The organism is Enterobacter sp. 6722112, from assembly GCF_058661685.1.
Genome location: NZ_JBZWGR010000007.1, coordinates 1,799,335 through 1,824,382, shown reverse-complemented (window position 1 = coordinate 1,824,382; position 25,048 = coordinate 1,799,335). Strand labels below are relative to the sequence as shown.

At 55.4% G+C, this 25,048-nt stretch carries 28 protein-coding genes; 18 read left to right on the top strand and 10 right to left on the bottom strand.

What is annotated here, in order from left to right; genetic code table 11:
* Positions 1-79: 79 nt before the first annotated feature.
* Entirely contained in the window at positions 80-964 is an 885-nt protein-coding gene (locus AC4OVU_RS10300; RefSeq protein ID WP_017384550.1) for a LysR family transcriptional regulator, read from the bottom strand.
* 114 nt (positions 965-1,078) lie between these two features.
* Here AC4OVU_RS10300 and AC4OVU_RS10295 point away from each other — a divergent pair, with 114 nt between their 5' ends.
* From AC4OVU_RS10295 to clcB, 8 genes are all read left to right on the top strand, one after another.
* On the top strand, positions 1,079-2,206 hold the full coding sequence (locus AC4OVU_RS10295) for an alpha/beta hydrolase (protein ID WP_110293066.1): 1,128 nt from the start codon (positions 1,079-1,081) through the stop codon (positions 2,204-2,206).
* Between the two features lie 57 nt (positions 2,207-2,263).
* Positions 2,264-3,448 carry an MFS transporter gene (locus AC4OVU_RS10290; RefSeq protein ID WP_110293067.1) on the top strand — a complete coding sequence of 395 codons (1,185 nt, stop codon included), beginning with the start codon at positions 2,264-2,266 and terminating at the stop codon, positions 3,446-3,448.
* A 146-nt stretch (positions 3,449-3,594) separates the two neighbouring features.
* Positions 3,595-4,344, top strand: coding sequence for a YoaK family protein (locus AC4OVU_RS10285; RefSeq protein ID WP_017384553.1), 750 nt, complete (start codon positions 3,595-3,597; stop codon positions 4,342-4,344).
* Between the two features lie 250 nt (positions 4,345-4,594).
* Positions 4,595-5,305: an osmoprotectant ABC transporter permease OsmY gene (osmY, locus tag AC4OVU_RS10280; protein WP_003857442.1), complete on the top strand. Its 711-nt coding sequence runs from the start codon at positions 4,595-4,597 to the stop codon at positions 5,303-5,305.
* Between the two features lie 18 nt (positions 5,306-5,323).
* Positions 5,324-6,223, top strand: coding sequence for an osmoprotectant ABC transporter substrate-binding protein OsmX (gene osmX / locus AC4OVU_RS10275; protein WP_017694085.1), 900 nt, complete (start codon positions 5,324-5,326; stop codon positions 6,221-6,223).
* An 8-nt stretch (positions 6,224-6,231) separates the two neighbouring features.
* Entirely contained in the window at positions 6,232-6,879 is a 648-nt protein-coding gene (gene osmW / locus AC4OVU_RS10270) for an osmoprotectant ABC transporter permease OsmW (protein WP_006808875.1), read from the top strand.
* A complete protein-coding gene (gene osmV / locus AC4OVU_RS10265; RefSeq protein WP_003857446.1) occupies positions 6,879-8,027 on the top strand; it encodes an osmoprotectant ABC transporter ATP-binding protein OsmV in 1,149 nt (382 codons plus the stop codon). Before osmW ends, osmV begins: the two co-directional genes overlap by 1 nt.
* A gap of 105 nt (positions 8,028-8,132) precedes the next feature.
* Positions 8,133-9,443 carry a voltage-gated ClC-type chloride channel ClcB gene (gene clcB / locus AC4OVU_RS10260; RefSeq protein ID WP_023296525.1) on the top strand — a complete coding sequence of 437 codons (1,311 nt, stop codon included), beginning with the start codon at positions 8,133-8,135 and terminating at the stop codon, positions 9,441-9,443.
* On the opposite strand, the gene bioD is transcribed toward clcB, so the two are convergent.
* The 3 genes from bioD to AC4OVU_RS10245 all read right to left on the bottom strand — a co-directional run bounded on the left by bioD (position 9,378) and on the right by AC4OVU_RS10245 (position 12,449).
* Positions 9,378-10,073 (bottom strand): dethiobiotin synthase, encoded by a 696-nt coding sequence (bioD, locus tag AC4OVU_RS10255; RefSeq protein ID WP_015570628.1) that lies wholly within the window; start codon positions 10,071-10,073, stop codon positions 9,378-9,380. The genes clcB and bioD overlap by 66 nt on opposite strands.
* Positions 10,074-10,201: 128 nt before the next feature.
* Positions 10,202-11,422: a sugar metabolism global transcriptional regulator Mlc gene (mlc, locus tag AC4OVU_RS10250; RefSeq protein WP_003857451.1), complete on the bottom strand. Its 1,221-nt coding sequence runs from the start codon at positions 11,420-11,422 to the stop codon at positions 10,202-10,204.
* A gap of 121 nt (positions 11,423-11,543) precedes the next feature.
* Positions 11,544-12,449: a LysR family transcriptional regulator gene (locus tag AC4OVU_RS10245; RefSeq protein ID WP_110293068.1), complete on the bottom strand. Its 906-nt coding sequence runs from the start codon at positions 12,447-12,449 to the stop codon at positions 11,544-11,546.
* A 121-nt stretch (positions 12,450-12,570) separates the two neighbouring features.
* Here AC4OVU_RS10245 and AC4OVU_RS10240 point away from each other — a divergent pair, with 121 nt between their 5' ends.
* The 5 genes from AC4OVU_RS10240 (at position 12,571) to AC4OVU_RS10220 (ending at position 16,939) form a co-directional block, all read left to right on the top strand.
* Positions 12,571-13,824: an MFS transporter gene (locus AC4OVU_RS10240; protein ID WP_017384556.1), complete on the top strand. Its 1,254-nt coding sequence runs from the start codon at positions 12,571-12,573 to the stop codon at positions 13,822-13,824.
* A 74-nt stretch (positions 13,825-13,898) separates the two neighbouring features.
* Positions 13,899-15,383 carry a carboxypeptidase M32 gene (locus AC4OVU_RS10235; protein ID WP_045339628.1) on the top strand — a complete coding sequence of 495 codons (1,485 nt, stop codon included), beginning with the start codon at positions 13,899-13,901 and terminating at the stop codon, positions 15,381-15,383.
* Positions 15,384-15,533: 150 nt separating this feature from the next.
* On the top strand, positions 15,534-15,839 hold the full coding sequence (gene asr / locus AC4OVU_RS10230; protein WP_491928671.1) for an acid resistance repetitive basic protein Asr: 306 nt from the start codon (positions 15,534-15,536) through the stop codon (positions 15,837-15,839).
* A gap of 92 nt (positions 15,840-15,931) precedes the next feature.
* Positions 15,932-16,015 carry a small membrane protein YdgU gene (gene ydgU, locus AC4OVU_RS10225; protein WP_057979992.1) on the top strand — a complete coding sequence of 28 codons (84 nt, stop codon included), beginning with the start codon at positions 15,932-15,934 and terminating at the stop codon, positions 16,013-16,015.
* Between the two features lie 102 nt (positions 16,016-16,117).
* Positions 16,118-16,939 (top strand): trypsin-like serine peptidase, encoded by an 822-nt coding sequence (locus AC4OVU_RS10220; RefSeq protein ID WP_003857461.1) that lies wholly within the window; start codon positions 16,118-16,120, stop codon positions 16,937-16,939.
* A gap of 5 nt (positions 16,940-16,944) precedes the next feature.
* Here the strand turns inward: AC4OVU_RS10220 and mdtI are convergent, their stop codons facing one another.
* The 3 genes from mdtI to AC4OVU_RS10205 all read right to left on the bottom strand — a co-directional run bounded on the left by mdtI (position 16,945) and on the right by AC4OVU_RS10205 (position 17,912).
* Complete coding sequence (gene mdtI / locus AC4OVU_RS10215; RefSeq protein WP_003857463.1) at positions 16,945-17,274, bottom strand: multidrug/spermidine efflux SMR transporter subunit MdtI; 330 nt, start codon at positions 17,272-17,274, stop codon at positions 16,945-16,947.
* Complete coding sequence (gene mdtJ / locus AC4OVU_RS10210; protein WP_015570633.1) at positions 17,261-17,623, bottom strand: multidrug/spermidine efflux SMR transporter subunit MdtJ; 363 nt, start codon at positions 17,621-17,623, stop codon at positions 17,261-17,263. Before mdtJ ends, mdtI begins: the two co-directional genes overlap by 14 nt.
* Positions 17,624-17,741: 118 nt before the next feature.
* Positions 17,742-17,912 carry a protein YdgV gene (locus AC4OVU_RS10205; protein WP_006808891.1) on the bottom strand — a complete coding sequence of 57 codons (171 nt, stop codon included), beginning with the start codon at positions 17,910-17,912 and terminating at the stop codon, positions 17,742-17,744.
* Between the two features lie 132 nt (positions 17,913-18,044).
* Between AC4OVU_RS10205 and AC4OVU_RS10200 the strand changes: the two genes are divergently transcribed.
* Entirely contained in the window at positions 18,045-19,085 is a 1,041-nt protein-coding gene (locus tag AC4OVU_RS10200) for an AI-2E family transporter (protein ID WP_110293069.1), read from the top strand.
* On the opposite strand, the gene AC4OVU_RS10195 is transcribed toward AC4OVU_RS10200, so the two are convergent.
* Positions 19,082-20,029 (bottom strand): zinc-dependent alcohol dehydrogenase family protein, encoded by a 948-nt coding sequence (locus tag AC4OVU_RS10195; RefSeq protein WP_110293070.1) that lies wholly within the window; start codon positions 20,027-20,029, stop codon positions 19,082-19,084. The two genes, AC4OVU_RS10200 and AC4OVU_RS10195, sit on opposite strands and share 4 nt — an antisense overlap.
* Entirely contained in the window at positions 20,022-21,056 is a 1,035-nt protein-coding gene (locus tag AC4OVU_RS10190; RefSeq protein WP_017384559.1) for an LLM class flavin-dependent oxidoreductase, read from the bottom strand. The genes AC4OVU_RS10195 and AC4OVU_RS10190 overlap by 8 nt, the downstream gene beginning before the upstream one ends.
* Before the next feature lie 207 nt (positions 21,057-21,263).
* On the opposite strand from AC4OVU_RS10190, the gene yajD reads away from it, so the two are divergent.
* A complete protein-coding gene (yajD, locus tag AC4OVU_RS10185; protein WP_006808895.1) occupies positions 21,264-21,611 on the top strand; it encodes an HNH nuclease YajD in 348 nt (115 codons plus the stop codon).
* A gap of 67 nt (positions 21,612-21,678) precedes the next feature.
* Here yajD and AC4OVU_RS10180 read toward each other — a convergent pair whose 3' ends face one another.
* Positions 21,679-22,125, bottom strand: coding sequence for a hypothetical protein (locus tag AC4OVU_RS10180; RefSeq protein WP_017384560.1), 447 nt, complete (start codon positions 22,123-22,125; stop codon positions 21,679-21,681).
* Positions 22,126-22,442: 317 nt separating this feature from the next.
* Between AC4OVU_RS10180 and AC4OVU_RS10175 the strand changes: the two genes are divergently transcribed.
* The 3 genes from AC4OVU_RS10175 (at position 22,443) to pqqA (ending at position 25,042) form a co-directional block, all read left to right on the top strand.
* A complete protein-coding gene (locus AC4OVU_RS10175; protein ID WP_023303648.1) occupies positions 22,443-23,708 on the top strand; it encodes a Y-family DNA polymerase in 1,266 nt (421 codons plus the stop codon).
* Positions 23,709-23,812: 104 nt separating this feature from the next.
* Positions 23,813-24,832: a dipeptidase gene (locus AC4OVU_RS10170; protein ID WP_032653397.1), complete on the top strand. Its 1,020-nt coding sequence runs from the start codon at positions 23,813-23,815 to the stop codon at positions 24,830-24,832.
* Between the two features lie 138 nt (positions 24,833-24,970).
* Positions 24,971-25,042, top strand: a complete 72-nt coding sequence (pqqA, locus tag AC4OVU_RS10165; RefSeq protein WP_002905689.1) for a pyrroloquinoline quinone precursor peptide PqqA — start codon at positions 24,971-24,973, stop codon at positions 25,040-25,042.
* The last annotated feature ends 6 nt before the right edge of the window (positions 25,043-25,048 follow it).

The window sequence follows — 25,048 nt, the reverse complement described above, 5'->3', positions numbered from 1 at the left end:
GCCTTAGTTGAGCTGCGCTATATAAAATAGTAGCGTATCACAAACGTAGGGGCTGTATAGACCGTAGCGAAGAGGCACCCTAAATTTTCAGCGTATCAATCACCGCTCTCAGCGCCGGGGATACGTTGCGGTGTGGATAATAGAGGTACAGTCCGTCCATCCGCAGGCTGTAGCGCTGTAAGACGCGTATAAGCGTGCCACGCTCCAGATCGTCAGCCACCAGCTCAACCGGGACATAGGCCAGCCCGAGTCCCAGCCGGGCCGCTTCGGCCTCCATGTAGCTGTCGGAAAAGGCCCATTGCCCCTCCGGGCGGTGAGTAACATGCTTCCCGTCCTGAACAAGCTCCCATTGATAGTGGTTACCGTCGGCAAACTGGTAGGCAATGCAGGGATGAGCATCCAGATCGGCGGGCGTCTGCGGGAAACCATAGCGCCGAAAATGCGCCGGAGCGGCAACCACAGCCATCTCCATATCGGGCGTGATGCGCACGGCAATCATTCCTTGTCCCACCTCCGGCCCAAGCCGGACGCCCGCGTCGAATCGCTCGGCAATGATATCCACGAACCGGCTCTCATTCATCAATTCCAGACGGATATCCGGGTAACGCTGTTTGAAGATAGCGAGCTTTGGCAGCAGGCATTTTTCGATGGCGTGCTGGCTGGCATTAATGCGCACCGTGCCGGATGGCGTCTGGCGGTAATGCGCCAGTCTGGTCAGCCCGGTATCGAGCGCATCAAAGGCTGAACCAGCGGTCTGGTAAAGTTGCTCCCCGGCATGGGTCAGCGACAGTTTGCGCGTGGTACGCACCAGAAGCCGAACGCCCAGCCGCTCTTCCAGCTCGCGAACCGATCGACTGATCCCGGATTGTGCCAGCCCGAGCCGTTGCGCGGCTGCCGTGAAGCTTCCCTCCCGCACCACCTGGATAAACAGATACAGCTCATTGTAGTTTTCCCGCTTCGCCATCATGCCTCATCAATTCATAACAATATGATATTAATCCTAGCAGCCTTTGGCCTCTAATCAGCACTATTTCTGCTAACTATAATGACCGCATTACAACAACACACGGTACCTCTTATGCAAACATTCACCCAAAAACTGTCCGTTGCGCTGCTGCTATGCGCATCATTAAGTGGAGTGACAACAATGAGTTATGCAGAATCACGAAATCCTGCCGCCCCCGTTTCGATGGTGACAACCTGGGATAAGACCTTCGCCGAGAGCAATAAAGTCGACCACCGCAAGGTGACGTTCGAGAACCGATACGGGATCACCCTGGTCGGCGATCTGTACATTCCCAGGAACAGCGGCGACCAGAAGCTGGCGGCGATTGCCGTCAGTGGACCGTTCGGTGCGGTAAAAGAACAATCGAGTGGTCTTTACGCCCAGACTCTGGCTGAACAGGGGTTCGTGACCCTGGCCTTCGACCCATCCTACACGGGTGAAAGCGGCGGCCAGCCGCGTAACGTTGCCTCCCCTGACATCAACACCGAAGACTTTAGCGCCGCAGTGGATTTCCTCGGATTACAGAAAGAAGTCGACCGTAACCGTATCGGCATTCTCGGGATCTGCGGCTGGGGTGGTATGGCGCTGAACGCGGCATCCATGGATACCCGCGTGAAGGCGGTCGCCACCAGCGTAATGTACGATATGAGCCGTGCGATGGGTCACGGCGTGGGCGACGGGAAAGATCGTTATTCAGCGGCCGATCGCCGGGCCGTGTTGCAGTATCTGAACGCGCAACGCTGGAAAGATGCTGAAAGCGGCACCTTCGCCCATGGCGGCCACGATATTGATGTCGATGAAAACGGTAAGGTGACGGCGGCCGGGCGTATTCTGCCGGAAGCATTGCCCGCCGATCCGCATCCGGTACTGAAAGAGTTCTATGATTACTACCGTATGCCGCGCGGTTTCCATGCCCGTTCCGTAAACTCCACCGGCGCATGGACCGCGACCATGCCGTTGTCCTTTATGAATATGCCGCTGCTGAGCTATGCCGGGGAGATCACCATCCCAACGCTGATTGTGACCGGTGAAAACGCGCACTCACGTTATTTTGCGGAAGATGCGTTTAAAGCTGTCGGCAGCAAACAGAAAGAACTGGTGATTGTTCCCGGTGCGAATCACGTTGATCTCTACGATAACGTCGCAGGAAAAATCCCGTTCGCGCAGTTCGGGCAGTTCTTCAAAACCAGTCTGAATTAATTCTCTTCGCCCCCGGCAATCAGGGGGCTTATCTTCTCTTCGCCGTGAATTACACCTATGTCCACACTGAATCAAACCTCATCCCGTGATGCTGAGCGTGCACACTGGGGCGGTATTTTTGCCATGACCCTGTGCGTTTTTGTCCTCATTGCCTCGGAATTTATGCCCGTCAGTCTGCTCACGCCCCTCGCCAGAGATTTAGGGGTGACAGAGGGGACGGCTGGCCAGGGGATCGCCCTCTCTGGTGCGCTGGCTGTCCTGACCAGCCTTTTACTTTCCCGGCTTGCCGGGAATATGAATCGCAAACATCTTCTTTCAGGCATGACCGTCCTGATGGCGCTGTCAGGGATCATTATCGCCTTCGCCCCAAACGCTTTGATGTATATGGCAGGCCGGGCGCTGATCGGCATCGCCATCGGCGGTTTCTGGTCGATGTCTGCTGCCACCGCCATTCGGCTGGTGCCTCAGCATCAGGTCTCTCGTGCGCTGGCGATTTTTAACGGCGGCAACGCGCTGGCGACGGTGGTCGCCGCCCCGCTGGGCAGTTATCTCGGCTCGACCATTGGCTGGCGCGGCGCGTTTCTTTGCCTGGTTCCCGTGGCGATTGTGGCGTTCATCTGGCAATATTTTAGCCTGCCCAACATGGGCGGGAACCAGCGGCCGTCGCCACGTAAAAGCGTATTTCGCCTGTTCCACCGGCCTGCGGTTTCGGTGGGTCTGATGGCGTGCGGCCTGTTCTTCATGGGACAGTTTGCGTTATTTACCTATGTGCGCCCCTTCCTCGAAACCGTCACCCACGTCAGTCCTTCCGGCTTATCGCTGATCCTGCTCACTATCGGTATCGCAGGTTTCATCGGCACGCTGATCGTCGCGCTGGTCCTGAATGCCGCGTTTTACCTCACCTTAATGGCCATACCGCTGCTTATGGCGCTGATTGCAGGGGTATTAATGCTCACCGGGGACAGCCTGTGGATCGTGGCCCTGCTGTTAGGTTTCTGGGGAATGCTGGCAACTGCGGCCCCCACGGGCTGGTGGACGTGGATAGCCCGTACGTTACCGGAAGATGCCGAGGCTGGCGGCGGGCTAATGGTCGCGGTGATCCAACTCTCCATTGCGCTTGGCTCAACGGCGGGTGGCGTGGTGTTTGATACCTTTGGCTGGCAGAGCACATTCGCTTTAAGCAGCATATTACTCCTGAGTGCAGGGGGGCTGACTTTTACGACGTCGCGCCATCGGAAATAAGGCATTATATTAACAGGGTTGTTTTATTTAATTACAAAACCTCGCTCACCTCCCGTAGAAATAATAATTAAGCAATATCCTGGTCAGCCAGCGACATCGCTTTGTTAGCTTGAGCATTCAGGCAAAGCTCAAACCGGAGGTATTCTTTGCTGATTAAATTAAAGAAAGAACGAACGCATCAGGAGGATCGTCGTCTTGCCCTCTGGCTGGCGACCTCCGCGGGACTGCTGAATGCCATTGCGCTGGGCGCGTTCGGTTTTTTTCCCTCTCATATGACGGGCAATACCTCGCAGCTATCCAGCGAAGTTTCCTCCACCGATCTCAGCGATATTCTTTTCTTTGGTGCCATTATTCTTTCGTTTGTATCAGGTGCCATCGCTGCGCGGATTATTGTTATCTGGGGGATTATCCATAACGTCAGGCTGGTATTCAGCCAGGTTCTGTTTGTTGAAGGGCTATTACTGGCCGGGGTATCCCTGTACGAAATGTATTTTCACTCCTTCGCCACGAATCAGGAGATTATTATTTTCCTGTGCGGGTTGATGGGAATTCATAATTCCACCTCCACTCAACTATCCGGCGGTCGGGTGAGATCCACGCACATCACCGGCACGCTGACCGATGCGGGCATTTCGCTGGCCTCCGTTATGGTCGCCATGCTGCGCCGGGATTACTCCAAAGATACGGCCGCGCAAAAGAGTCAGCTCAAAACCCATTTAACTACCCTTTTCTCCTTTATCAGCGGCGGGATCGCGGGGCTGATCCTGTTCAGAGAGTTTGGATTCCACGCGATGCTGGCGCTGGGCCTGTTGCTGGTAATCGTCGCCGCCTTCTCTATCGTCCGCATCTCGTGGCGCGTACGCAAGGTGCGCGCCGCGCTCAGTCGACAGGTATAATCAGCACGCTTTATGTGACGTTGTCACGTAAGGCGTACTTCTTTAAGACTATTCTGCCTGCCCACTGACAGCCCTTATGCCATAAGGCTTCACTCAGGTTGTCACTAATTTCATAGGGTTACTGATTTACCCCCTTCGCTGGAACCCTTCCGTTTCGCTTGCTATAGGTGAAGTACCCCTGCCGAAACATGGCATAACAACAGGCAACCGGTGGTTGCTATAACGCATGCGCACAGGGAGACACACCGCAATGCACCCATTACTTAAACGTTCGCTGCTTTTTGTCGGCGCAATTATCGTGGTTCTCGCTCTCCTCACCTGGGGAATTGGACTGGAAACGATTAAGGCGCGCCAGGTTGACCTGATTTACCTCGGGCAACAGCACCTGATTCTGGTCTTTTCATCCATGTTCTTTGCCCTGCTGGTGGGCATTCCAAGCGGTATTCTGCTGAGCCGTCCGGCCGCGCGTGGTATCGCCGAATATGTGATGCAAATCTTTAACGTGGGCAACACCCTGCCGCCGCTGGCCGTTCTGGCGCTGGCGATGGTGGTGATTGGCATCGGTGATAAACCGGCCATTATCGCCCTCTTTCTGGCCTCTCTGCTGCCGATTGTGCGTAACACCTATGCCGGGCTGTGCTCTGTTCCCGCGTCGTTGCTGGAAGCGGCAAACGGCATCGGCATGACCAAATGGCAGCGCCTGCGTCAGGTTGAGATCCCTAACGCGTGGCCGGTGATGCTTTCCGGTATTCGCATTGCCACTGCGATTAACGTCGGTACCGCACCGCTGGCATTCCTGATTGGTGCCAGCAGCTACGGCGAGCTGATTTTCCCGGGGATCTATCTGAATGATTTCCCGACGCTGATCCTGGGCGCGGCGGCCACCGCCCTGTTCGCCCTGATTCTGGATACGCTGCTGGCGGCACTGGGCCGATTACTGAGCCCGCATCTCGCGCGATAATTATAACAAGGAGCTTCTATGAGACTGTTTTCCGGGCTGACGGCGCTATGCGCCGCCGCGCTCTTCACCAGCCAGGCGCTCGCCGCGCCGCTGATCCTGGCCACCAAGAGCTTTACCGAGCAGCACATTCTCTCGGCCATGACCGTGCAGTATCTGCAAAAGAAAGGGTTTCAGGTACAGCCTCAGACCAATATTGCAACGGTGATTTCCCGTAACGCGATGATCAACAAGCAGATTGATATGACCTGGGAGTATACCGGCACCTCGCTGATCATCTTCAACCACATCAACAAACGCATGTCGCCGCAGGAATCGTACGAGACGGTGAAACGCCTCGATGCGAAGCACGGTCTGGTGTGGCTTAAACCTGCCGATATGAACAATACCTATGCCTTTGCCATGCAGCGCAAGCGCGCCGAGGCTGAACATATCAATACCATGTCTGAGATGGTGGCAAAGATTGAGCAGATCCGTAAAACCGATCCGGATAACAACTGGCTGCTGGGCCTTGACCTGGAATTTGCCGGGCGCAGCGACGGGATGAAACCGTTGCAGGCGGCCTACAACATGGAGCTGGACCGCCCGCAGATCCGCCAGATGGATCCGGGCCTGGTCTATAACGCGGTGCGCGACGGGTTTGTCGATGCGGGGCTGATCTACACCACCGACGGGCGCGTAAAGGGCTTCGATCTTAAAGTGCTGGAAGACGATAAAGGCTTCTTCCCGAGTTACGCCGTGACGCCAGTTGTTCGGAAAGACACGCTGGAGGCTAATCCGGGGCTGGAGGAGGCGCTGAACACCCTATCAGCCCAGCTCAATAACGACGTTATCACCGAACTGAATAAGAAGGTGGATATCGATCATCAGTCACCGCAGCAGGTCGCCCGTGATTTCCTGCGTAGCAAACAGTTGCTGTAGGAGGCGCTATGGAGACGATTCACTATATTCTCGACAACTGGGACTATCTCTTAACCCTGACGCTGCAACACCTGTGGCTTGTGGCGCTCGCCGTGGGCCTGGCGATTATTATTGGCGTGCCGCTGGGCATTTTAATTGTCCGCCATAAATGGCTGGCAACGCCGGTGCTGGGGATTGCCACCATTGTGCTCACCATCCCGTCAATTGCGCTTTTCGGCCTGATGATCCCGCTCTTTTCGCTGATCGGTCAGGGCATTGGCGCCCTGCCCGCGATTACGGCGGTGTTCCTCTATTCGCTGCTGCCGATTGTGCGTAACACCCACACGGCGCTCGACAGCCTGCCGCCGGGCCTGCGTGAAGCGGGACGCGGCATCGGCATGACCTTCTGGCAGCGTCTGCGCTGGGTGGAAATCCCGATGGCGTTGCCGGTGATTTTTGGCGGCATCCGCACCGCCGTGGTGATGAACATCGGCGTCATGGCGATTGCCGCCGTGATCGGCGCGGGCGGGCTGGGCCTGCTGCTGCTTAACGGTATTGGCGGGAGTGATATTCGTATGTTGATTGCGGGCGCGCTGATGATTTGTCTTTTAGCGATTGTGCTCGACTGGTTGCTGCACCGTTTGCAGGTGGTACTGACTCCGAAGGGGATTCGATAATGATAAAACTGGAAAACCTCACCAAACAATTTTCACAGAAACACGGCCAGACGTTTAAGGCCGTCGACAACGTCAACCTGAACGTGCCTGAAGGGGAAATGTGCGTGCTGCTCGGCCCGTCCGGCTGCGGGAAAACCACTACCCTGAAGATGATCAACCGTCTCATTACGCCAAGCAGCGGGACGATCCTGATTAACGGCGAAGACACCAGCGGAATGGACACCGTGACCCTGCGTCGCAACATTGGCTACGTGATCCAGCAAATTGGCCTGTTCCCCAACATGACCATCGAAGAGAACATTACCGTCGTGCCGCGCATGCTGGGCTGGGACAAAGCGCGCTGTAAATCCCGTGCCGAGGAGCTGATGGATATGGTGGCAATGGATCCGCATAAATTCCTTCACCGCTATCCGCGCGAAATGTCCGGCGGTCAGCAGCAGCGTATCGGCGTCATCCGCGCGCTGGCAGCGGATCCTCCGGTCCTGCTGATGGATGAACCGTTCGGCGCGGTCGACCCGATTAACCGTGAGGTGATCCAGAACCAGTTCCTGGAGATGCAGCGCAAGCTGAAAAAGACCGTGATGCTGGTGAGCCACGATATTGACGAAGCGCTGAAGCTGGGCGACCGTATTGCCGTCTTCCGTCAGGGACGTATCGTGCAGTGCGCCAGCCCGGACGAGCTGCTGGCGAAACCCGCGAATGAGTTTGTTGGCTCGTTTGTTGGCCAGGACCGGACGTTGAAACGCCTGCTGCTGGTATCGGCGGGCGACGTCACCGACCAGCAGCCTACCATTACGGTACGCGAATCGACGCCGCTGCCGGAGGCCTTCGCCACCATGGATGACAACGATATTCGCGCCATTACCGTGGTTGATGAGCACGGCAAACCGCTCGGCTTTGTGAAGCGCCGCGAAGCGCGTAACGCCAGCGGCAGCTGCGGGGATATTCTGCATCCGTTCCGCATGACCGGTAAGGCCGAGGATAACCTGCGCGTGGTGCTTTCTCGCCTGTATGAGAGCAACACCAGCTGGATGCCGATTGTGGACGAGGACGGACGCTATAACGGCGAAATATCCCAGGATTATATTGCGGAGTATTTGAGCTCAGGGCGTACGCGCCGGGCGTTGAATATTCATAGCGAGAGTTAAGCATTCAGGCCGGGTACTGCCCGGCCTTTTTCCGCACGCATACCTTTTGCTAACCTCCCGATTTACCGCCACAATATTGTATCGTCCCCGTTAAATCACGACTTCATGCAACGTCTTCACGCTTACCCCGACATCCGCGCGATGTTTCGTCGTCTCCTGATTGCTACCGTCACCGGCGTGCTGGCGGCGCTGGCCGTTGCGGTGTTCCGCCACAGCATGTATCTGCTGGAGTGGCTATTTCTCAGCAACGAAAGCGGAAGTCTGGTGAACGCCGCAGCCGCGTTATCACCCTGGCGGCGGGCGCTGACGCCTGCGCTGGGTGGTCTGGCCGCGGGAATGCTACTGTGGGGATGGCAGCGCATGACGGCACAACGTCCCCACGCCCCCACCGATTATATGGAAGCGCTTGAGACGGGTGACGGCCAGTTTGATTACGGCGCCAGCCTGGTGAAATCCCTCGCGTCGTTGCTGGTGGTCGCCAGCGGCAGCGCCATCGGCCGTGAAGGCGCCATGATCCTGCTTGCCGCCCTCGCCGCCTCCTTTTTTGCACAACGTTGTACGCCGAAATCCGAATGGAAACTGTGGATCGCCTGCGGTGCCGCCGCCGGGATGGCCAGCGCCTATCATGCGCCGCTGGCGGGCAGCCTGTTTATCGCAGAGATCCTGTTTGGCACGCTGATGCTGGCCTCCCTCGGCCCGGTGGTGATTGCTGCTGTAGTGGCCCTGCTGACCACGCGCCTGTTAAGTCCCGGCGCGAATACGCTATATGATGTCCATCTCAGCGAGATGCTTACGGCGGTGGATTATTTCCTGATCGTTGGCGTGGGTCTGCTGGCTGGCGTTTGCGGCCCGCTGCTGATGTGGCTGATGGCGGCCAGCCACAGGCTGTTTCTGCGTCTCAAACTTTCACCGCCGTGGCAGCTGGCGCTGGGTGGTCTGATCGTCGGGCTGCTGTCGCTGCTGACGCCGAAGGTATGGGGGAATGGCTATAGCGTGGTTCAGGCGTTTTTGCAGTCGCCGCCGCTGCTGTCGGTGATTGCTGGCGTCTTTATTTGCAAACTGCTGGCGGTGCTGGCAAGCAGCGGGTCCGGCGCGCCGGGAGGCGTGTTCACGCCAACCTTGTTTGTCGGTATGGCAACGGGAATGCTGTTTGCGCAGATCTTTGCGCTGTGGTTTCCTGGCTCTGAGACGGCGATCCTGCTCGGGCTGGCGGGTATGGCGACGCTGCTCGCCGCCACAACGCATGCGCCAATCATGTCGGCCTTGATGGTATGTGAGATGACCGGGCAGTATTTTTTACTTCCCGGTTTGCTGGTTGCCTGTGTTGTGGCGTCGGTATTGTCGAGAACGCTACGCCACGACTCGATCTACGGCCAGCATACCGCCGAAAGCCGAGAGATCGATGTAGTGCGCTAATTCGCGCTGCTCGGCGCGGGGCAGATAAGGCAGTTCGCCCACCAGCGGGCCAGGCAGCTTTTTGCTCAGCACATCGATGATTTCAGCGTAGTGCGCAAGGCCCGGGTTAATACGGTTCGCCACCCAACCAATCAGCGGCAGGCCGTCATTAGCGATAGCCTGCGCCGTCAGCAAGGCATGGTTGATGCACCCTTCCTGAATGCCCACGACCATAATCACCGGCAACTGCTCCTGCACCACCCATTCGGAAAGGGGACGTAAATCGTTCATCAGGCTGCGCCAGCCGCCGGTCCCTTCAACGACAACGTGGTCAACCTTTTCACTCAGATTTGCCAGGCCATCAGAAAGCAGGCTGTAGTTGATAAGCCCACTGTGAGCGACGCTGCTTTCCTCTTCGCTTAAGGCGATAGGATTAACGGCATCATAAGGCAGTTCCAGAGACGAGACGCTTTGCAGAACCAGGGCATCCTTATTGCGCAGCCCTTCTGGCGTCTCTTTACTGCCTTTTGCAACCGGCTTGTATCCTGCAACGCGTTTACCGCTTGCCGCCAGGGCCTGAAGTAACGCGCGGGATACGACTGTCTTCCCGACAGACGTATCCGTACCAGTAATAAAGAAACGCTTAAGCATGACTCATTCCACCTCTTGGGTATGCTTCAAATATAAACCAGGTAAATAATTCAGTGGGGAAAGTCTACGGGATGCGTGCGCTACCGGGCTTGAGATAGCGCAATTTTTCGTACATCTCTGGAAAAGAGTTAGCCCTGTAGCAAACGAATCAGTAACGAGCCGTTGTACATCGCATCTTTTACCAGCGCGGCGCCGGCCATCGTACCCTGGTTGGAAAATTGCGTACTTTCGACCACGATGTTTTTACTGTACGCGGGAAGCGCCTGCTGATTGATGCAGGCGGAAATCGCCGGAAAGAGGATATCCGCCGCCTGGCTGAGCGGGGAGCCGATCAGTATTTTTTGCGGGTTAAACAGGTTCACCATAATGGCCAGAATGCGCCCGACATTATTGCCCACGCCGGTAATAATGTCCTTCGCCAGCAGATCGCCCTGCCTTGCCGCAGCGCACAGTGCCTCGACGCTTAACGGTTGACCGTGCAGCGTGGAGCTCATCGACTGGCTGAGCCGCACCTGCGCCAGCTCCAGCACGCTTTCGACGCTGGCAATCGTCTCCAGACAGCCATGGTTACCGCAGTAGCAGCGTTTTCCGTACGGATCGACCTGCGTATGGCCGATCTCCACCAGGCTACTGCTGCCAGCATGCAACAGACGCCCGTCGGTGATCACACCTGCGCCAACGTTATGATCAATCACCACCTGAATTACGTCGCGCGCGCCCCGGGAGGCACCAAACAATGCCTCCGCCATCGTCCAGGCGCTGATATCATGCTGAATGTAGACCGGCACACCGGTGTGGTTTTCCAGCACGTCGCCCAGCGGCATCTCTTTGACGTTTTCATAAAACGGCATGCGGTGAACAATGCCATTTTCGGTATCAATAATTCCCGGCAGGGTGATCGCAATCGCCGTTAAACGTTCAAGACGCTGCTGGTGACGAATAAAGAACTGGTCGATGTGGGTCAGAATGGCATCGAGAAGTGGTTGCTCTGCATTAAGCGGGAGTTCCAGCCGGTCCTCCACCACCAGCTTGCTGCTGAGGTCGCGCAGCGCGAGGAAGATTTCCCCGCGGCTAATCCGCAGCGACAGGTAGTGCCAGGCTTCCGTTTCCACCACCAGCCCTACCGCCGGACGGCCACGGCTGCCCGGCTCCTGAATTTCTGTTTCCTGAACCAGATGGGCTTCCAGCATTTCGCGGACAATCTTGGTAATACTGGCGGGTGCCAGTTGTGCCAGGCGCGAAAGATCGATACGCGAAACCGGACCAAGCTGATCAATCAGGCGATAAACGGCACCCGCGTTGGTCTGCTTGATCTGATCGATATGCCCTGGCTGACTATCAGCAACCACCTCGTACTCCCTTATTTTCGAGCTTCGAAATAAACTGAGGGCTATGGTGAAGCACTTCAATGGCTGACGTCAAATTTTTACTTAGCCATGTGATTTACTGCACATTTTCGCCCACTTTTCCCTATAAATAACGCCCGCGAGAAGCGGTAATTAATTGTTCTTTGAAACGCTGTGCCGCATGGCTCTGTTCATGATGTTTAGACCACACCAGCCACATCTCTGAGACTGCATCCTGCTCGGCTATCTTCACCCAGCGCATTTCCGCCAGTTGTACCCGTTTAAATGAGGCCGGGAGAATCGACACGCCAAGCCCTGCGGCAACGAGACCAATGATCGTCATGGCTTCCCCCACCTCCTGCGCGATAGTTGGGACAAGGCCATATCGCCGCATCAGACCAAGAATATCGTCATACAACCCGGTACCCACCTGTGGGTCAAAAAAGACAAACGGCTCTTTCGCCAGTTCAGCCAGCGTGACGCTGTGCTGCGCGGCGAGCGGATGATCCCGGGGGATCATCGCCATCAGCGGTTCGCGGAGGATCACCTGCCACGCCAGGGTATCAGGCAACTGCGTGTTACGCATCAGCCCCAGGTCGAGCGATCCTTCGTTAAGCGGCGATATCTGCTCCCGGGTATTTATTTCGCGCGTCTGAATATGCACATCCGGAAAGTTACGGCGAAACGAGGATAGCGTTTGTGAAACAGCGCTGATAAAGGGGGCCGATGAGGTAAACCCGATGCGCAGCTCCCCCGTCTCCCCAAGATAAAGCCGTTCCGCTCTGGCGGCGGCGTCCTCCACCATACTCAGGATCTGCCGGCTATCGGCGAGAAACTGTTTTCCCGCCGCCGTCAGGCTCACGCTGCGGTTGGTTCGCGCCAGCAGACGCGCCCCGACCTGCTGCTCCAGGATCTGGATCTGCTGGCTTAGCGGTGGCTGAGAGATATTCAGCCTTGCCGCCGCACGACCAAAATGCAGCTCTTCGGCGACGGCGACAAAATAGCGCATATGGCGCAGCTCGATATTCATATTTTTAAAGTATCATTTGAGATTATTAATATATTAGACAGAATATTTACATTTTCCTACCCTAATCTTGTGGTCATACCCGTCACCAGAAAACACGGGGATGTTTAAGCAAGGATTATGTGTGAGCCGTACAACGACCGTTGATATCGCGCCGGCCAGCGACATCGATGATTTACCCGCAGCACCGCAGCCAGTTCAGTTTATTAAACGTGGTACCCCCCAGTTTATGCGCGTCACGCTGGCGCTCTTCTCAGCGGGTCTCGCCACTTTCGCCCTGCTCTACTGCGTTCAGCCGATCCTGCCGGTCCTGTCGCATGAATTTGGCGTGTCGCCAGCCAGCAGCAGTATTTCGCTCTCCATTTCAACCGGGATGCTGGCGATCGGTCTGCTGTTCACCGGGCCACTTTCGGATGCCATCGGACGTAAGCAGGTCATGGTAACGGCGTTAATGCTGGCCTCCGTGTGTACCTTGCTGTCCACCATGATGACCAGCTGGCACGGCATTCTGGTCATGCGCGCGCTGATTGGGTTATCCCTCAGCGGCGTGGCGGCGGTCGGGATGACCTATCTCAGCGAGGAGATCCACCCGAGCTTCGTGGCCTTCTCCATGGGGCTGTACATTAGCGGGAACTCTATCGGCGGGATGAGCGGACGCCTACTCAGCGGTGTGTTTACTGATTTCTTTAACTGGCGCATTGCACTGGCCGTTATCGGCTGCTTCGCCCTCGCTTCGGCGCTGATGTTCTGGAAAATCCTGCCGGAATCGCGCCATTTCCGCCCGACCTCCCTGCGTCCGAAAACGTTATTTATCAACTTTCGTCTGCACTGGCGCGATCAAGGGCTGCCCCGTTTGTTCCTGACCGGTTTCCTGCTGATGGGCTCGTTCGTGACGCTGTTTAATTACATCGGCTATCGTCTGATGCTTTCACCGTGGCATCTTAGTCAGGCATTGGTGGGTTTGCTCTCTGTGGCATATCTCACCGGGACATGGAGTTCGCCAAAAGCGGGCGCCATGACCGCGCGCTTCGGTCGTGGTCCGGTGATGCTGGTTTCCACCGCCGTGATGCTGTTCGGACTGCTGATGACGCTTTTCTCTTCCCTGTGGCTGATTTTTGCCGGAATGCTGCTCTTCTCTGCGGGATTCTTTGCCGCGCATTCCGTTGCCAGCAGCTGGATTGGCCCACGCGCGCGCCGCGCCAAAGGTCAGGCTTCGTCACTGTATCTGTTCAGTTACTATCTCGGTTCCAGCATAGCCGGTACGCTCGGCGGGGTGTTCTGGCATAACTACGGCTGGAACGGCGTGGGCGGATTTATCGCGCTGATGTTGTGCGCGGCACTGCTGGTGGGCGCGAGCCTGCATAAACGACTGCATTAACATTCAGCCCTCTTCGTGTTTAAATCGAGCCGATGCTAATTTTTGTCATCGGCTGATTCAGACACGAGGACTTCATGAAAAACAATAACTATCAACAACTCACCCGCACCTTCCAGCGCCTCTCCCGCTTCTCGCACCTCTCCTCCATCGCCAGCTGGGACATGTTCACCATGATGCCGCCAGGCGGCAGCGCCGCGCGCGGTGAAGCGCTGGCGGAGATGAGCGTCCTGCAACATCAGATCCTGACCGATAAAAAAATGGGTGAATGGCTGGCGGCGGCGGCAGACGAAGATCTGAATGACGTTGAGCAAGCCAACCTGCGTGAAATGACACGCCACTACCAGCAGGCCACTTTACTGCCGGAATCGCTGGTGGAGGCCAAATCGCTGGCGGGCAGCAGGTGTGAACACGCCTGGCGCACTCAGCGTCCGGCCAACGACTGGCAGGGCTTTTCAGCCAACCTGAAAGAGGTGGTGAAACTCAGTCGTGAAGAGGCCCGCCTGCGCGCTGAGGCTAAAGGCTGCACGCCTTACGACGCGCTGCTGGATATCTTTGAACCCGACATGACCAGCGCTCGCCTGGATGTGCTGTTCGGCGATCTGAAGTCCTGGCTGCCGGAGCTGCTGGCAAAGGTTGTGGAAAAACAGGCTCAACGATCGTTCGTTCCGCCACAGGGTCCCTTCCCGACCGCCACGCAGCGCGAGTTGGGCCTGGAAGCGATGAAAATGCTTGGCTTCGATTTTAATGGCGGTCGTCTGGACGTTAGCGCTCACCCGTTCTGCGGCGGCGTGCCGGAAGATGTGCGTATCACCACGCGTTACGATGAAGATGAACTGCTCAGCGCGCTTTTCGGCGTGATCCACGAAACCGGACATGCCCGCTACGAACAAAACCTTCCGCGAGCGTGGGCCGGCCAGCCCGTTGCGCTGGCGCGCTCTACGGCGATCCATGAATCCCAGAGCTTGTTCTTTGAAATGCAGCTGGGCCGCAGCGACGCTTTCCTGAAGCATCTGCTTCCGGCGGTTCATGCCCGTTTCGGTAGCCAGGCGGCATTCAGCGAAGAGAATTTTATTGCCTGGAACCAGCGCGTGAAGCCGGGCTACATCCGCGTTGATGCGGATGAAGTGAGCTATCCGGCGCATGTGGTGCTGCGCTATGAGATCGAGCGCGCGCTAATCAATGGCGAAATTGAAGTCGATGATATTCCCGCGTTATGGGATGAGAAAATGCAGGCGTGGCTTGGGTTATCCACCAAAGATAACTACCGCAACGGCTGTATGCAGGATATCCACTGGACCGACGGCGGTTTTGGCTACTTCCCGTCTTACACGCTGGGGGCAATGTATGCGGCACAGCTGTTCAATGCCGCCAAAACTGCGCTGCCCGGGTTGCAGGCATCCATTGCCGGGGGCGATTTCTCGGCGCTGTTTGACTGGCTGCGTCAGAATATCTGGCAGCACGGCAGCCGTTTCAGCACGTCGCAGCTCATCACCCAGGCCACGGGCGAAGACCTGAATATCCGCTACTTCCGCGAACACCTGACGTCCCGCTATCTGTAACCGAACGCGCCGGGGGGCCCACCCCGGCGTTGTACATATGGTTACACGCCGATACCAATCACTCACGGAAACCCCGAATTTACAGGGATATAGTTATTTCAACGGCCCCGCAGTGGGGTTAAATGAGAAACCAAATTCGAGGGTATGAAAATGAAAAAAGTATTAGCTCTGGTTGTTGCCGCTGCTATGGGTCTGTCTTCCGCTGCATTCGCGGCTGAAACTACCGCCACCGCAGCGCCTGCGGCATCCACCGCTGCTCCGGCCAAAACGGTTCACCATAAAAAACATCGCAAAGCGGCTAAACCAGCGGCAGAACAGAAAGCGCAGGCCGCGAAAAAGCACCATAAAAAAGCGGCAAAACCTGCGGTAGAGCAGAAAGCCCAGGCGGCTAAAAAACATCACAAAAAAGCGGCAAAACACGAAGCGGCTAAACCTGCTGCACAGCCAGCAGCGTAAGAGTACAAGCTTAACCGTGCCCTTCGGGGCACGTTGGTAAACCGGCGCTGAACGGGTTTGCGGTCAGCGCCGTTTTTTTATCCGGAGGGCGTATGCTGCGGCGCTATCGGTTTGAGTTCATTCTTATCCTGCTAATTTTATGCGCGCTCATCGCCAGCCACTTTTATCTTTCCTGAATGTAGCACGCTGATTTTACTCCCACTTTCTCGCCGTCGCGTCTATAGTATTTTCATAGGGTTCACTTTTAATAATCATAATTACCCCCACCAGAGTGTGATATGCGTAAATCTGTTGTGTTGTTACTGGGAACGTTTAGCCTTTTTGCTGGCTTTTCACATGCGGATGATGGCGACGATGACGCCATTAGCGCCAAAGAGGTAAAGACGCTGTTTTTTGGTCATGACGATCGTACGCGTGTCACCGATCCTACCGAATCGCCCTGGGATGCCATCGGGCAACTGGAAACCGCCAGCGGCAATTTATGTACCGCAACCCTCATTACGCCACGCCTTGCGCTGACGGCGGGTCATTGCCTGTTAATGCCGCCTGAAGGCAAACCGGATAAAGCAATCGCCCTGCGCTTTGTGTCGCAAAAAGGAATATGGCGCTACGAAATTCACGGTATTGAGGGGCGGGTGGATCCGTCGCTTGGCAAACGCCTGAAACCGGATGGCGATGGCTGGATTGTGCCGCCCGGGGCGGCCTCCTGGGATTTCGGGCTGATCGTTTTACGTTATCCGCCGTCCGGGATCACCCCGCTGCCGCTCTTTGATGGCGATAAGGCCGCGCTCACCGCCGCCCTGAAAGCCGCCGATCGAAAAGTGACGCAATCAGGTTATCCTGTTGATCACCTCGATTCGCTGTACACCCATACGGACTGCGTGGTGACGGGCTGGGCGCAAAACAGCGTACTGTCGCATCAGTGCGATACGCTACCGGGTGATAGCGGATCGCCCCTGATGTTAAAAACCGATAACGGCTGGCAGCTGATTGGCGTTCAGAGTTCTGCGCCAGCGGCGAAAGACCGCTGGCGCGCCGATAACCGGGCGTTGTCGGTGACCGGTTTTCGCGACCGGCTGGAAGCCCTGGCGCAGCAGTAGGTCACTCAGGCCAGTTTAATCATGATCATGCCGGCGAGCAGTAATACCAGCCCTATCCAGCCTTTATTGTTTAAACGCTGCCCGAACATAATCCAGCCTGCCGCCAGGGTGGCGGCAATACCGAAGCCCCCCCACAGCGCATAGGCCACGGACAGATCGATGCCTTTCACCGCCTGCGACAGGGCGCTAAACGCCCCCAGAACCGCGGCAATCGATAACAGGCCGTAGGCTTTGCGACGAAAACCGTCGGAGAACTTCAGAAAGACGTTGGCAATAATTTCCAGAACGATGGCGAAAGCCAGCCAGGCCGCGTGGATCCATTCAAACTGCTGCATGGGTCTGCTCCTTCTGCTGTTTTGCCGGTTTGCGTGTACCCGATTTAATCAGCACGATACCTGCGACCAGGGTCGTCAGCCCGGCAATTTTCATTGTCGTCAGGGTTTCATCAAATAACATGACGCTAAACAGCGTAATCAATAAAATACCAATACCTTCCCACAATGCGTATGCCACGCCCAGCGCGATTTTTTTAACCGCAAAAGAGAGGAAAATATAGGAAAGCGTAATCATGACCAGCATCAAAATAAAACCGGTGCTGCCATCACTCACGCTTGCCCATTTCATCGACAAGGTGCCGGTAATTTCAGCGACGATCGCCAGAGCTAATAAAATCCAGTAAAACATGTTTTTTCTCCTGCTTGAGAATATAATCCATCGAGGCTCGCTGCGGACAGCAAACCAAAAAATTGGGAATTAAATCAGTTAGCTAAGCGCATAGCGCCAGCTCAGGCAGAAGACGTGACTATAGCGCGGAACGCCAGTGTTGCTCACCAGAAAGCAGGCAGAGGGAGGTTGAAAACAGAGCAGAGTTGTTTGAAAAATACGTCCTGAACAAATTGTCCATAAAATTACAATTATCCGCGGTGTTGCTTCTCGTCTTTGCGGATGAAAATTGTCCTCGGTAGTTGAACACGCCTGATTTGTATCATAAGCCAGGAATTTACTCAAAGCCTTTTCATTTCTTTACCCAGTCTGTTTGATTTTGGTTAGTTTTTTTAATCCGCTTTCCCCTCTATTATAAATAAAAAACTGTTCAGGAACGTCCATGGCCAAACCTATTATCACCCTCAACGGGCTTAAGATCGTCATCATGCTGGGCATGCTGATGATCATTCTGACCGGCGTTCGTTTTGCGGCCGATATCATCGTGCCTTTTATCCTGGCGCTTTTTATCGCGGTGATCCTCAATCCGCTGGTGCAGCGAATGGTGCGGCTACGCATCCCGCGTGTGCTGGCGATAAGCCTGCTTATCAGTATTATTATCGTTGCGATGGTGCTGTTAGTCGCCTATCTGGGAACCTCCCTGAACGAGCTGGCGCGGACGCTACCGACATACCGCTCTTCCCTGGCGACCCCGCTGCTGCAAATTGAACCCTGGCTGCAACGCGCGGGTATCGAAGTCTCGGTTGAGGAACTGCTTAAATACATCGATCCGAATGCCGCCATGACGATTATCACCAGCCTGCTGGCACAACTCTCCAACGCCATGACCTCGATTTTCCTGCTGTTCCTGACAGTTGTGTTTATGCTGCTGGAAGTTCCACAGCTGCCTGCAAAGCTCCAGCACATCATGGTGCGTCCGGTAGAGGGAATGGGCGCCATTCAGCGCGCGCTCGACAGCGTTTCACGCTATCTGGTGCTGAAAACGGCCATCAGCCTGGTGACGGGATTAGTGGTCTGGGGGATGCTCGCCGCGCTGGATGTGCGTTTTGCCTTTGTCTGGGGGCTGCTGGCCTTTGCGCTCAACTATATTCCTAACATCGGCTCCGTGCTGGCGGCGATCCCCCCTATCCTTCAGGTGCTGGTTTTCAGCGGTTTGTATGATGCCCTGATTCTGCTGGCAGGCTATCTGGTGATTAACCTTGTCTTCGGGAACATTCTCGAACCACGGATAATGGGACGCGGGCTGGGGCTTTCAACCCTTGTTGTGTTCCTGTCCCTGATTTTCTGGGGCTGGCTGCTCGGGCCTGTCGGCATGCTGCTCTCCGTTCCGCTGACAATTATTGTCAAAATTGGCCTGGAGCAGACCGCCGGTGGACAAAGTATCGCTGTACTGCTGAGCGACATGAGCCATAAGGCCGATTAATTGTCCATCGACAGCATGGGCTTACCCGTTCTTCCCGCTTCTCGATAGTTGCCCACTGCCCGCTGCCATTCCGACAGCGGGTAGAGGGTGACATCGCTGCACTGGCTGGCGCGCAGTTTAGGCCAGATGCGCCGAAACTCCGCCTGCCACGCCTCAGCGCTCAGCGCGTCCAGATAGTTACGAATGTGAAACCACGCCACGCGCGGCAACGGCCGCTGCTGCCGGAAGGTCTGCCCGGAGAGTAGCCCGTAGCAGACAAAGGTGCCGGTTTCGGGCATCACGCTCAGGATCGTCTCCGCCAGGCTGCCGCCCGTGGCGTCGTACACCACCTCCGCTTGCGCGGCGGCAGCGTTGACGGCGGTCGTATCATGTTGCGCAATCGGGACGATCCCCATTTCAGCCAGACGTTGAGCGTGCACGGGCGAGCGATGGATCCCGTAAACCGCCTCTGCGCCCGCCTGGCGTGCCCATTGCCCGAGCAGAACGGCGCAGTCAGAACCGGCAGCGGTGAGCAGCACCGTTTTCCCGACCGGAGGATAGCGGTCCAGCATCATCTGTGCGGCAAGCGGGTTGATATACGCCCGCGCGGCAAGTAGCGAGTCGACGTCGTCCGGGACGGGAACCGCATACGCCGCCGGGCAGTCGACATAGCGCTGCCAGGTTCCCTGCCCCCGTAACGGCAGGACCCGCTTGCCCAGCAGCGCCGGATAAGCGGCGGGCGTTTCGGTCACTATTCCGACCCCTTCATAACCGGCTATCGCAGACAGCGGCGTGCGATGGCGATATGCTCCGGTGATGGGGATGAGATCGGAGGCGTTCACCGGTGAAAAAAGCATGCGCACACGTATCTCTCCCGGCTGTCGCGGCGACAATGGTGTGGTTTCCGCTTGCAGTACCGATTCAGGCTCACCAAACCGGCGATACCAGAGGGCCAGATTAAGCATTGCGATCGCGCCATCCCATTTCCGGTGCGACATGTTTCAGGATGGACTCGATCACATGTGCGTTGTATTCCACGCCCAGCTGATTCGGCACGGTAAGTAACAGCGTATCCGCTTCCGCGATCGCTTCATCCTTTTTCAACTGTTCAATCAGCTTGTCTGGCTCTGCGGCATAGCTGCGTCCGAAAATGGCCCGCGTTTTCTCATCCAGATAGCCCACGCTGTCGCTCTCATTGCGGCTTGAGCCGAAATACATCCGGTCGCGATCGTCCATCAGGGCAAAAATACTGCGGCTGACCGAAACGCGTGGCTGACGGGTATGCCCTGCCTCAGCCCAGGCCTGTCGGTAGGCACGGATCTGTTTTGCCTGCTGAATATGGAACGGCTCGCCGGTTTCATCATCTTTCAGCGTTGAGCTTTGCAGGTTCATCCCCAGTGTTGCCGCCCATACTGCCGTTGCATTAGAGCCAGCCCCCCACCAGATACGATCGCGTAAGCCTTCTGAATGCGGCTCCAGACGCAACAATCCCGGCGGGTTTGGGAACATCGGCTGTGGGTTAGGCTTTGCAAACCCTTCACCGCGTAATACATCAAGCAGTACCTCAGTGTGGCGGCGCGCCATATCTGATTCGTTTTCCCCTTCCTGCGGCACGTAACCAAAATAACGCCAGCCATCAATCACCTGCTCCGGGGAACCCCGGCTGATACCAAGCTGTAATCGCCCGCCGGAGATGAGATCTGCCGCGCCAGCATCTTCCGCCATATACAGCGGATTTTCATACCGCATGTCGATCACGCCCGTCCCGATTTCGATGCGTTTGGTTTTCGCGCCTATTGCAGCCAGCAAGGGGAATGGCGAACTGAGCTGGCGGGCAAAGTGATGCACACGGAAATAAGCCCCGTCCGCGCCCAGCTCTTCGGCGGCGACCGCCAGATCGATGGACTGTAGCAGCGTGTCAGCCGCGGTTCGCGTGCCGGACTGAGGTGACGGCGTCCAGTGACCAAACGACAAAAATCCGATCTTTTTCATAGTGGAGTATCCTGATAAAGCATTGCGTTATCCCTACTCTACGCATTAACGGATGAGAATAAATGGTGATTATTTAACGGAATGCTTCAAATAAACTGACAGAAATACGCAAATCGCACGCTGCCTTCCCGCAGAGGAGGCATTCTCCTGACATCTCATAATGGGATATAGTGTGAACTATTCTCTTTTTAACAGGTAACATCAGCAATGGCTCTGATCCCCAAAAACTACGCACGGCTGGAAAGCGGCTACCGTGAAAAAGCGCTAAAAATCTACCCCTGGGTTTGTGGACGCTGCTCGCGTGAGTTTGTTTATTCAAATCTTCGTGAACTCACGGTTCACCATATCGACCACGATCACACCAATAACCCGGAAGATGGCAGTAACTGGGAGCTGTTGTGCCTGTTTTGTCACGATCACGAACACTCAAAGTACACCGAAGCGGATCAGTATGGCACCACCGTTGTCGCGGGTGAGGATGCGCAAAAAGACGTGGGTGTCGCCACGTTTAACCCCTTTGCCGATCTCAAGGCGATGATGAACAAGAAGAAGTAATATCGACGGCTTCACTGCCCATACCTGTCGTATGGGCAGTCAGAAAGCCACATATGTTGTATTCCAGTCACAGGTTGAACAATGATACGGCTTTAATATCTGCCTCAGGGTTCACGCGTTTTACTGCCTCTAAAAACGCAGCGAAGTTTTGATTAAACACCGTCAGATTATTATAAAATTGCACCTGTTTTTCACGGGTTCCCTCAAGATAAGTCACAGACCAGATCCGCCTGTTATTTATCACTATCGAGCCTGGTTTAATTTTTATGATAGTCGCCAGCTCAATTTTACGGGTGCTGCTCTTTATAACCTCGTATAAATACTGCTCATCATAAAAGTAGGTTTTACCTGACGAGCCGCCAAACCAGACAGGATGGGTTGAGATTTTTTTCATTCCCCGGCTGTCGGCAACGATGCGCGTTGGATGCCGAATACGCCTGACGAAAAAGCGTATCAGCATAATCAGTGCCACAAAAGACAGCACCACAAAAAGAACGTTAATGCTCTCCCGCATATTTCGTTACCTGACATGCATAGTTATAAGTGAAGAAGTATACCCAAATAGTCTGGTCGTGATAATTACCCTTCTACGCCCGTACGCCATGATGCCTTGTTACCCTTGATCTTTGCTATCGATATACAATACTGTATATAAATACAGTATTAATTGACGGTGATCATCATGCAGTTTTTCACGCCATCAGAGCGACGCCGGAGCGTGGCCCTTCCCCTATTCAATGACCCTGTTCCTTACGTTCTGAATGAACGTATAAGCGCGCCCACGAAGGCTCGCGGCGTAGTGACCTGTATCGTGACATCTGCGAGCTGACCATGTTTGCACTGTGTGATGTGAACGCTTTCTATGCTTCCTGTGAAACGGTTTTTCGCCCGGACCTGAAGGGACGACCGGTGGTCGTATTGTCCAATAACGATGGGTGCGTCATCTCTCGCTCCGCTGAAGCCAAACCCTTTGTGAAAATGGGTGAACCGTACTTCAAACAGAAAGATCTCTTCAGGCATCATGGCGTGGTTTGTTTCAGCAGTAATTATGAACTTTACGCGGATATGTCCAACCGGGTAATGAACACGCTTGAAGAGATGTCGCCTCGTAGCGAAATATACTCAATTGATGAGATCTTTTGCGATCTTACCGGCGTGCGTAATTGTCGCGATCTTTCCGATTTTGGGCATGAAATGAGAGCGACCGTACTGCAACGCACCCATCTGACCGTCGGGGTGGGCATCGCACCCACAAAGACGCTGGCGAAACTGGCAAATCACGCGGCGAAACGCTGGCAGCGCCAGACGGGAGGCGTTGTTGATTTATCCAATGTAGATCGTCAGAGAAAGCTGATGGCGGCGCTACCCGTCGAAGACGTTTGGGGTGTAGGACGTCGCATAGCGAAGAAGCTTGAGATGATGGGGATTAAGACCGTCCTGCAACTAGCAGACACCGATATCCGGTTCATAAGAAAACATTTCAATGTCGTGCTGGAGAGAACGGTGCGTGAATTACGGGGCGAATCGTGTCTTGAACTGGAAGAGTTTGCCCCGGTAAAGCAAGAAATCGTCTGTTCGCGCTCGTTTGGCGAACGCCTCACCGAATATGACGATGTACGCCAGGCCATCTGTAGTTATGCCGCCCGGGCAGCAGAAAAACTTCGCAATGAGCATCAGCATTGCCGCTTTATCTCCGTATTTGTTAAAACCTCGCCCTTCGCGCTTAACGAGCCATATTATGGCAATAGCGCGTCGGTAAAACTGCTCACCCCAACCCAGGATAGCCGGGATATTATCGGCGCATCAGTTCGTTGTCTGGATGCGGTCTGGAAGAACGGCCATCGGTACCAGAAAGCCGGAGTGATGCTGGGAGATTTTTATAGCCAGGGCGTCGCGCAACTTAATCTGTTTGACGACAACGCACCCAGGAAAAACAGCCAAAAGTTAATGGATGTATTAGACCATCTGAATGCTGAAAATGGCCGTGGCACGCTTTACTTCGCGGGACAGGGTATACAGCAGCCGTGGCAGATGAAACGGGAAATGCTTTCACCCCGCTACACCACCCGCTTTGCGGATCTCCTCACTGTTAAGTGATATTAACAATTGCTGCTAAGTTGTAATTTTCCCCTTGCCGGACCGGACAAATCGGTTATCGTGCCAGGCAACTTTCGCAGCAATAAAAGACAGTGGGATGCGCTATGGCGATTTTTGATGGTCACAATGACCTGTTGCTTAATTTATGGCTTCACCATCGCCAGGATCCGGTAACGGCCTTCTTCTCCGGCATTGAGAAGGGACACCTCGATTATCCACGCATGCAGCAAGGCGGATTTTCCGGCGGGCTGTTCGCGCTGTTCGTGCCGCCGCAGGAGTATATCGCCCGCATGGCGCCACAATACGCCAGCGAGCCGTGGCAGCCGGTCGACATTCTCTGGCAGCAGCTGACGATCCTTAAGCAGCTTGTCGCCCACTCCGATGGCCGGGCGCGATTGTGCCTGAGCGCGGCGGATATCGAACGCTGCCGTCAGGATAAAGTGCTGGCGATGGTGGCGCATATTGAGGGCGCGGGCGGTTTTGACGGCGAGGGAGACGATCTACAGGCTTTCTATGCCGCCGGGGTGCGCAGCATTGGGCCTTTCTGGAACATTGCTAACCGTTTCGGCACCGGCGTTAACGGGGCGTTTCCCGGCAGCCCGGACAGCGGCCCAGGGCTTACCGCTGAGGGTATCGCCCTCATTAAGCACGCTAACGCCCTGAACATGCTGATTGACGTTTCGCATATGAATGAAAAAGCGTTCTGGGATACCGCTCGTCATTCCTCTTCACCGCTGGTCGCCACCCATTCCAACGCCCATACGCTGTGCCCGCAACCGCGCAATCTGACCGATCGGCAGCTGCTGGCTATCCGCGACAGCGGCGGCGTGGCAGGCGTCAATTTCGGCAACGCGTTTTTGCGCGCCGACGGTAAACGCGATAGCGATACCCCGCTGAGTACGATTGTTCGCCATATCGACTATCTTATTAACATCATGGGTGACGATCATGTCGCGCTGGGCTCCGATTTTGACGGCATTACGTTGCCTGATGACTTACACGATGTGAGTGGTTTACCGCGGCTAATCAGCGCGTTGCGTGACAGCGGCTATGATCAATTTGTGCTGAATAAGCTGCTGTGGGGCAACTGGCAAAAGGTATTGCAAAATGTTTGGCAACAATAGGTTACGTTGTAAACATTAAGTTAATTCCTTACATCTTTCGGGTTGAGCTTTGCCCTCCTGTGACGCATTATTTGATGACCATCACAAAACTGGCACAAACAATGGCGTTGGTGCTGCTTTTTTAAAGAGGAAAAAACGATGTGGAAGAAACCTGCTTTTATTGATTTACGTCTTGGCCTGGAAGTGACCCTGTACATTTCCAACCGCTAATCGCTC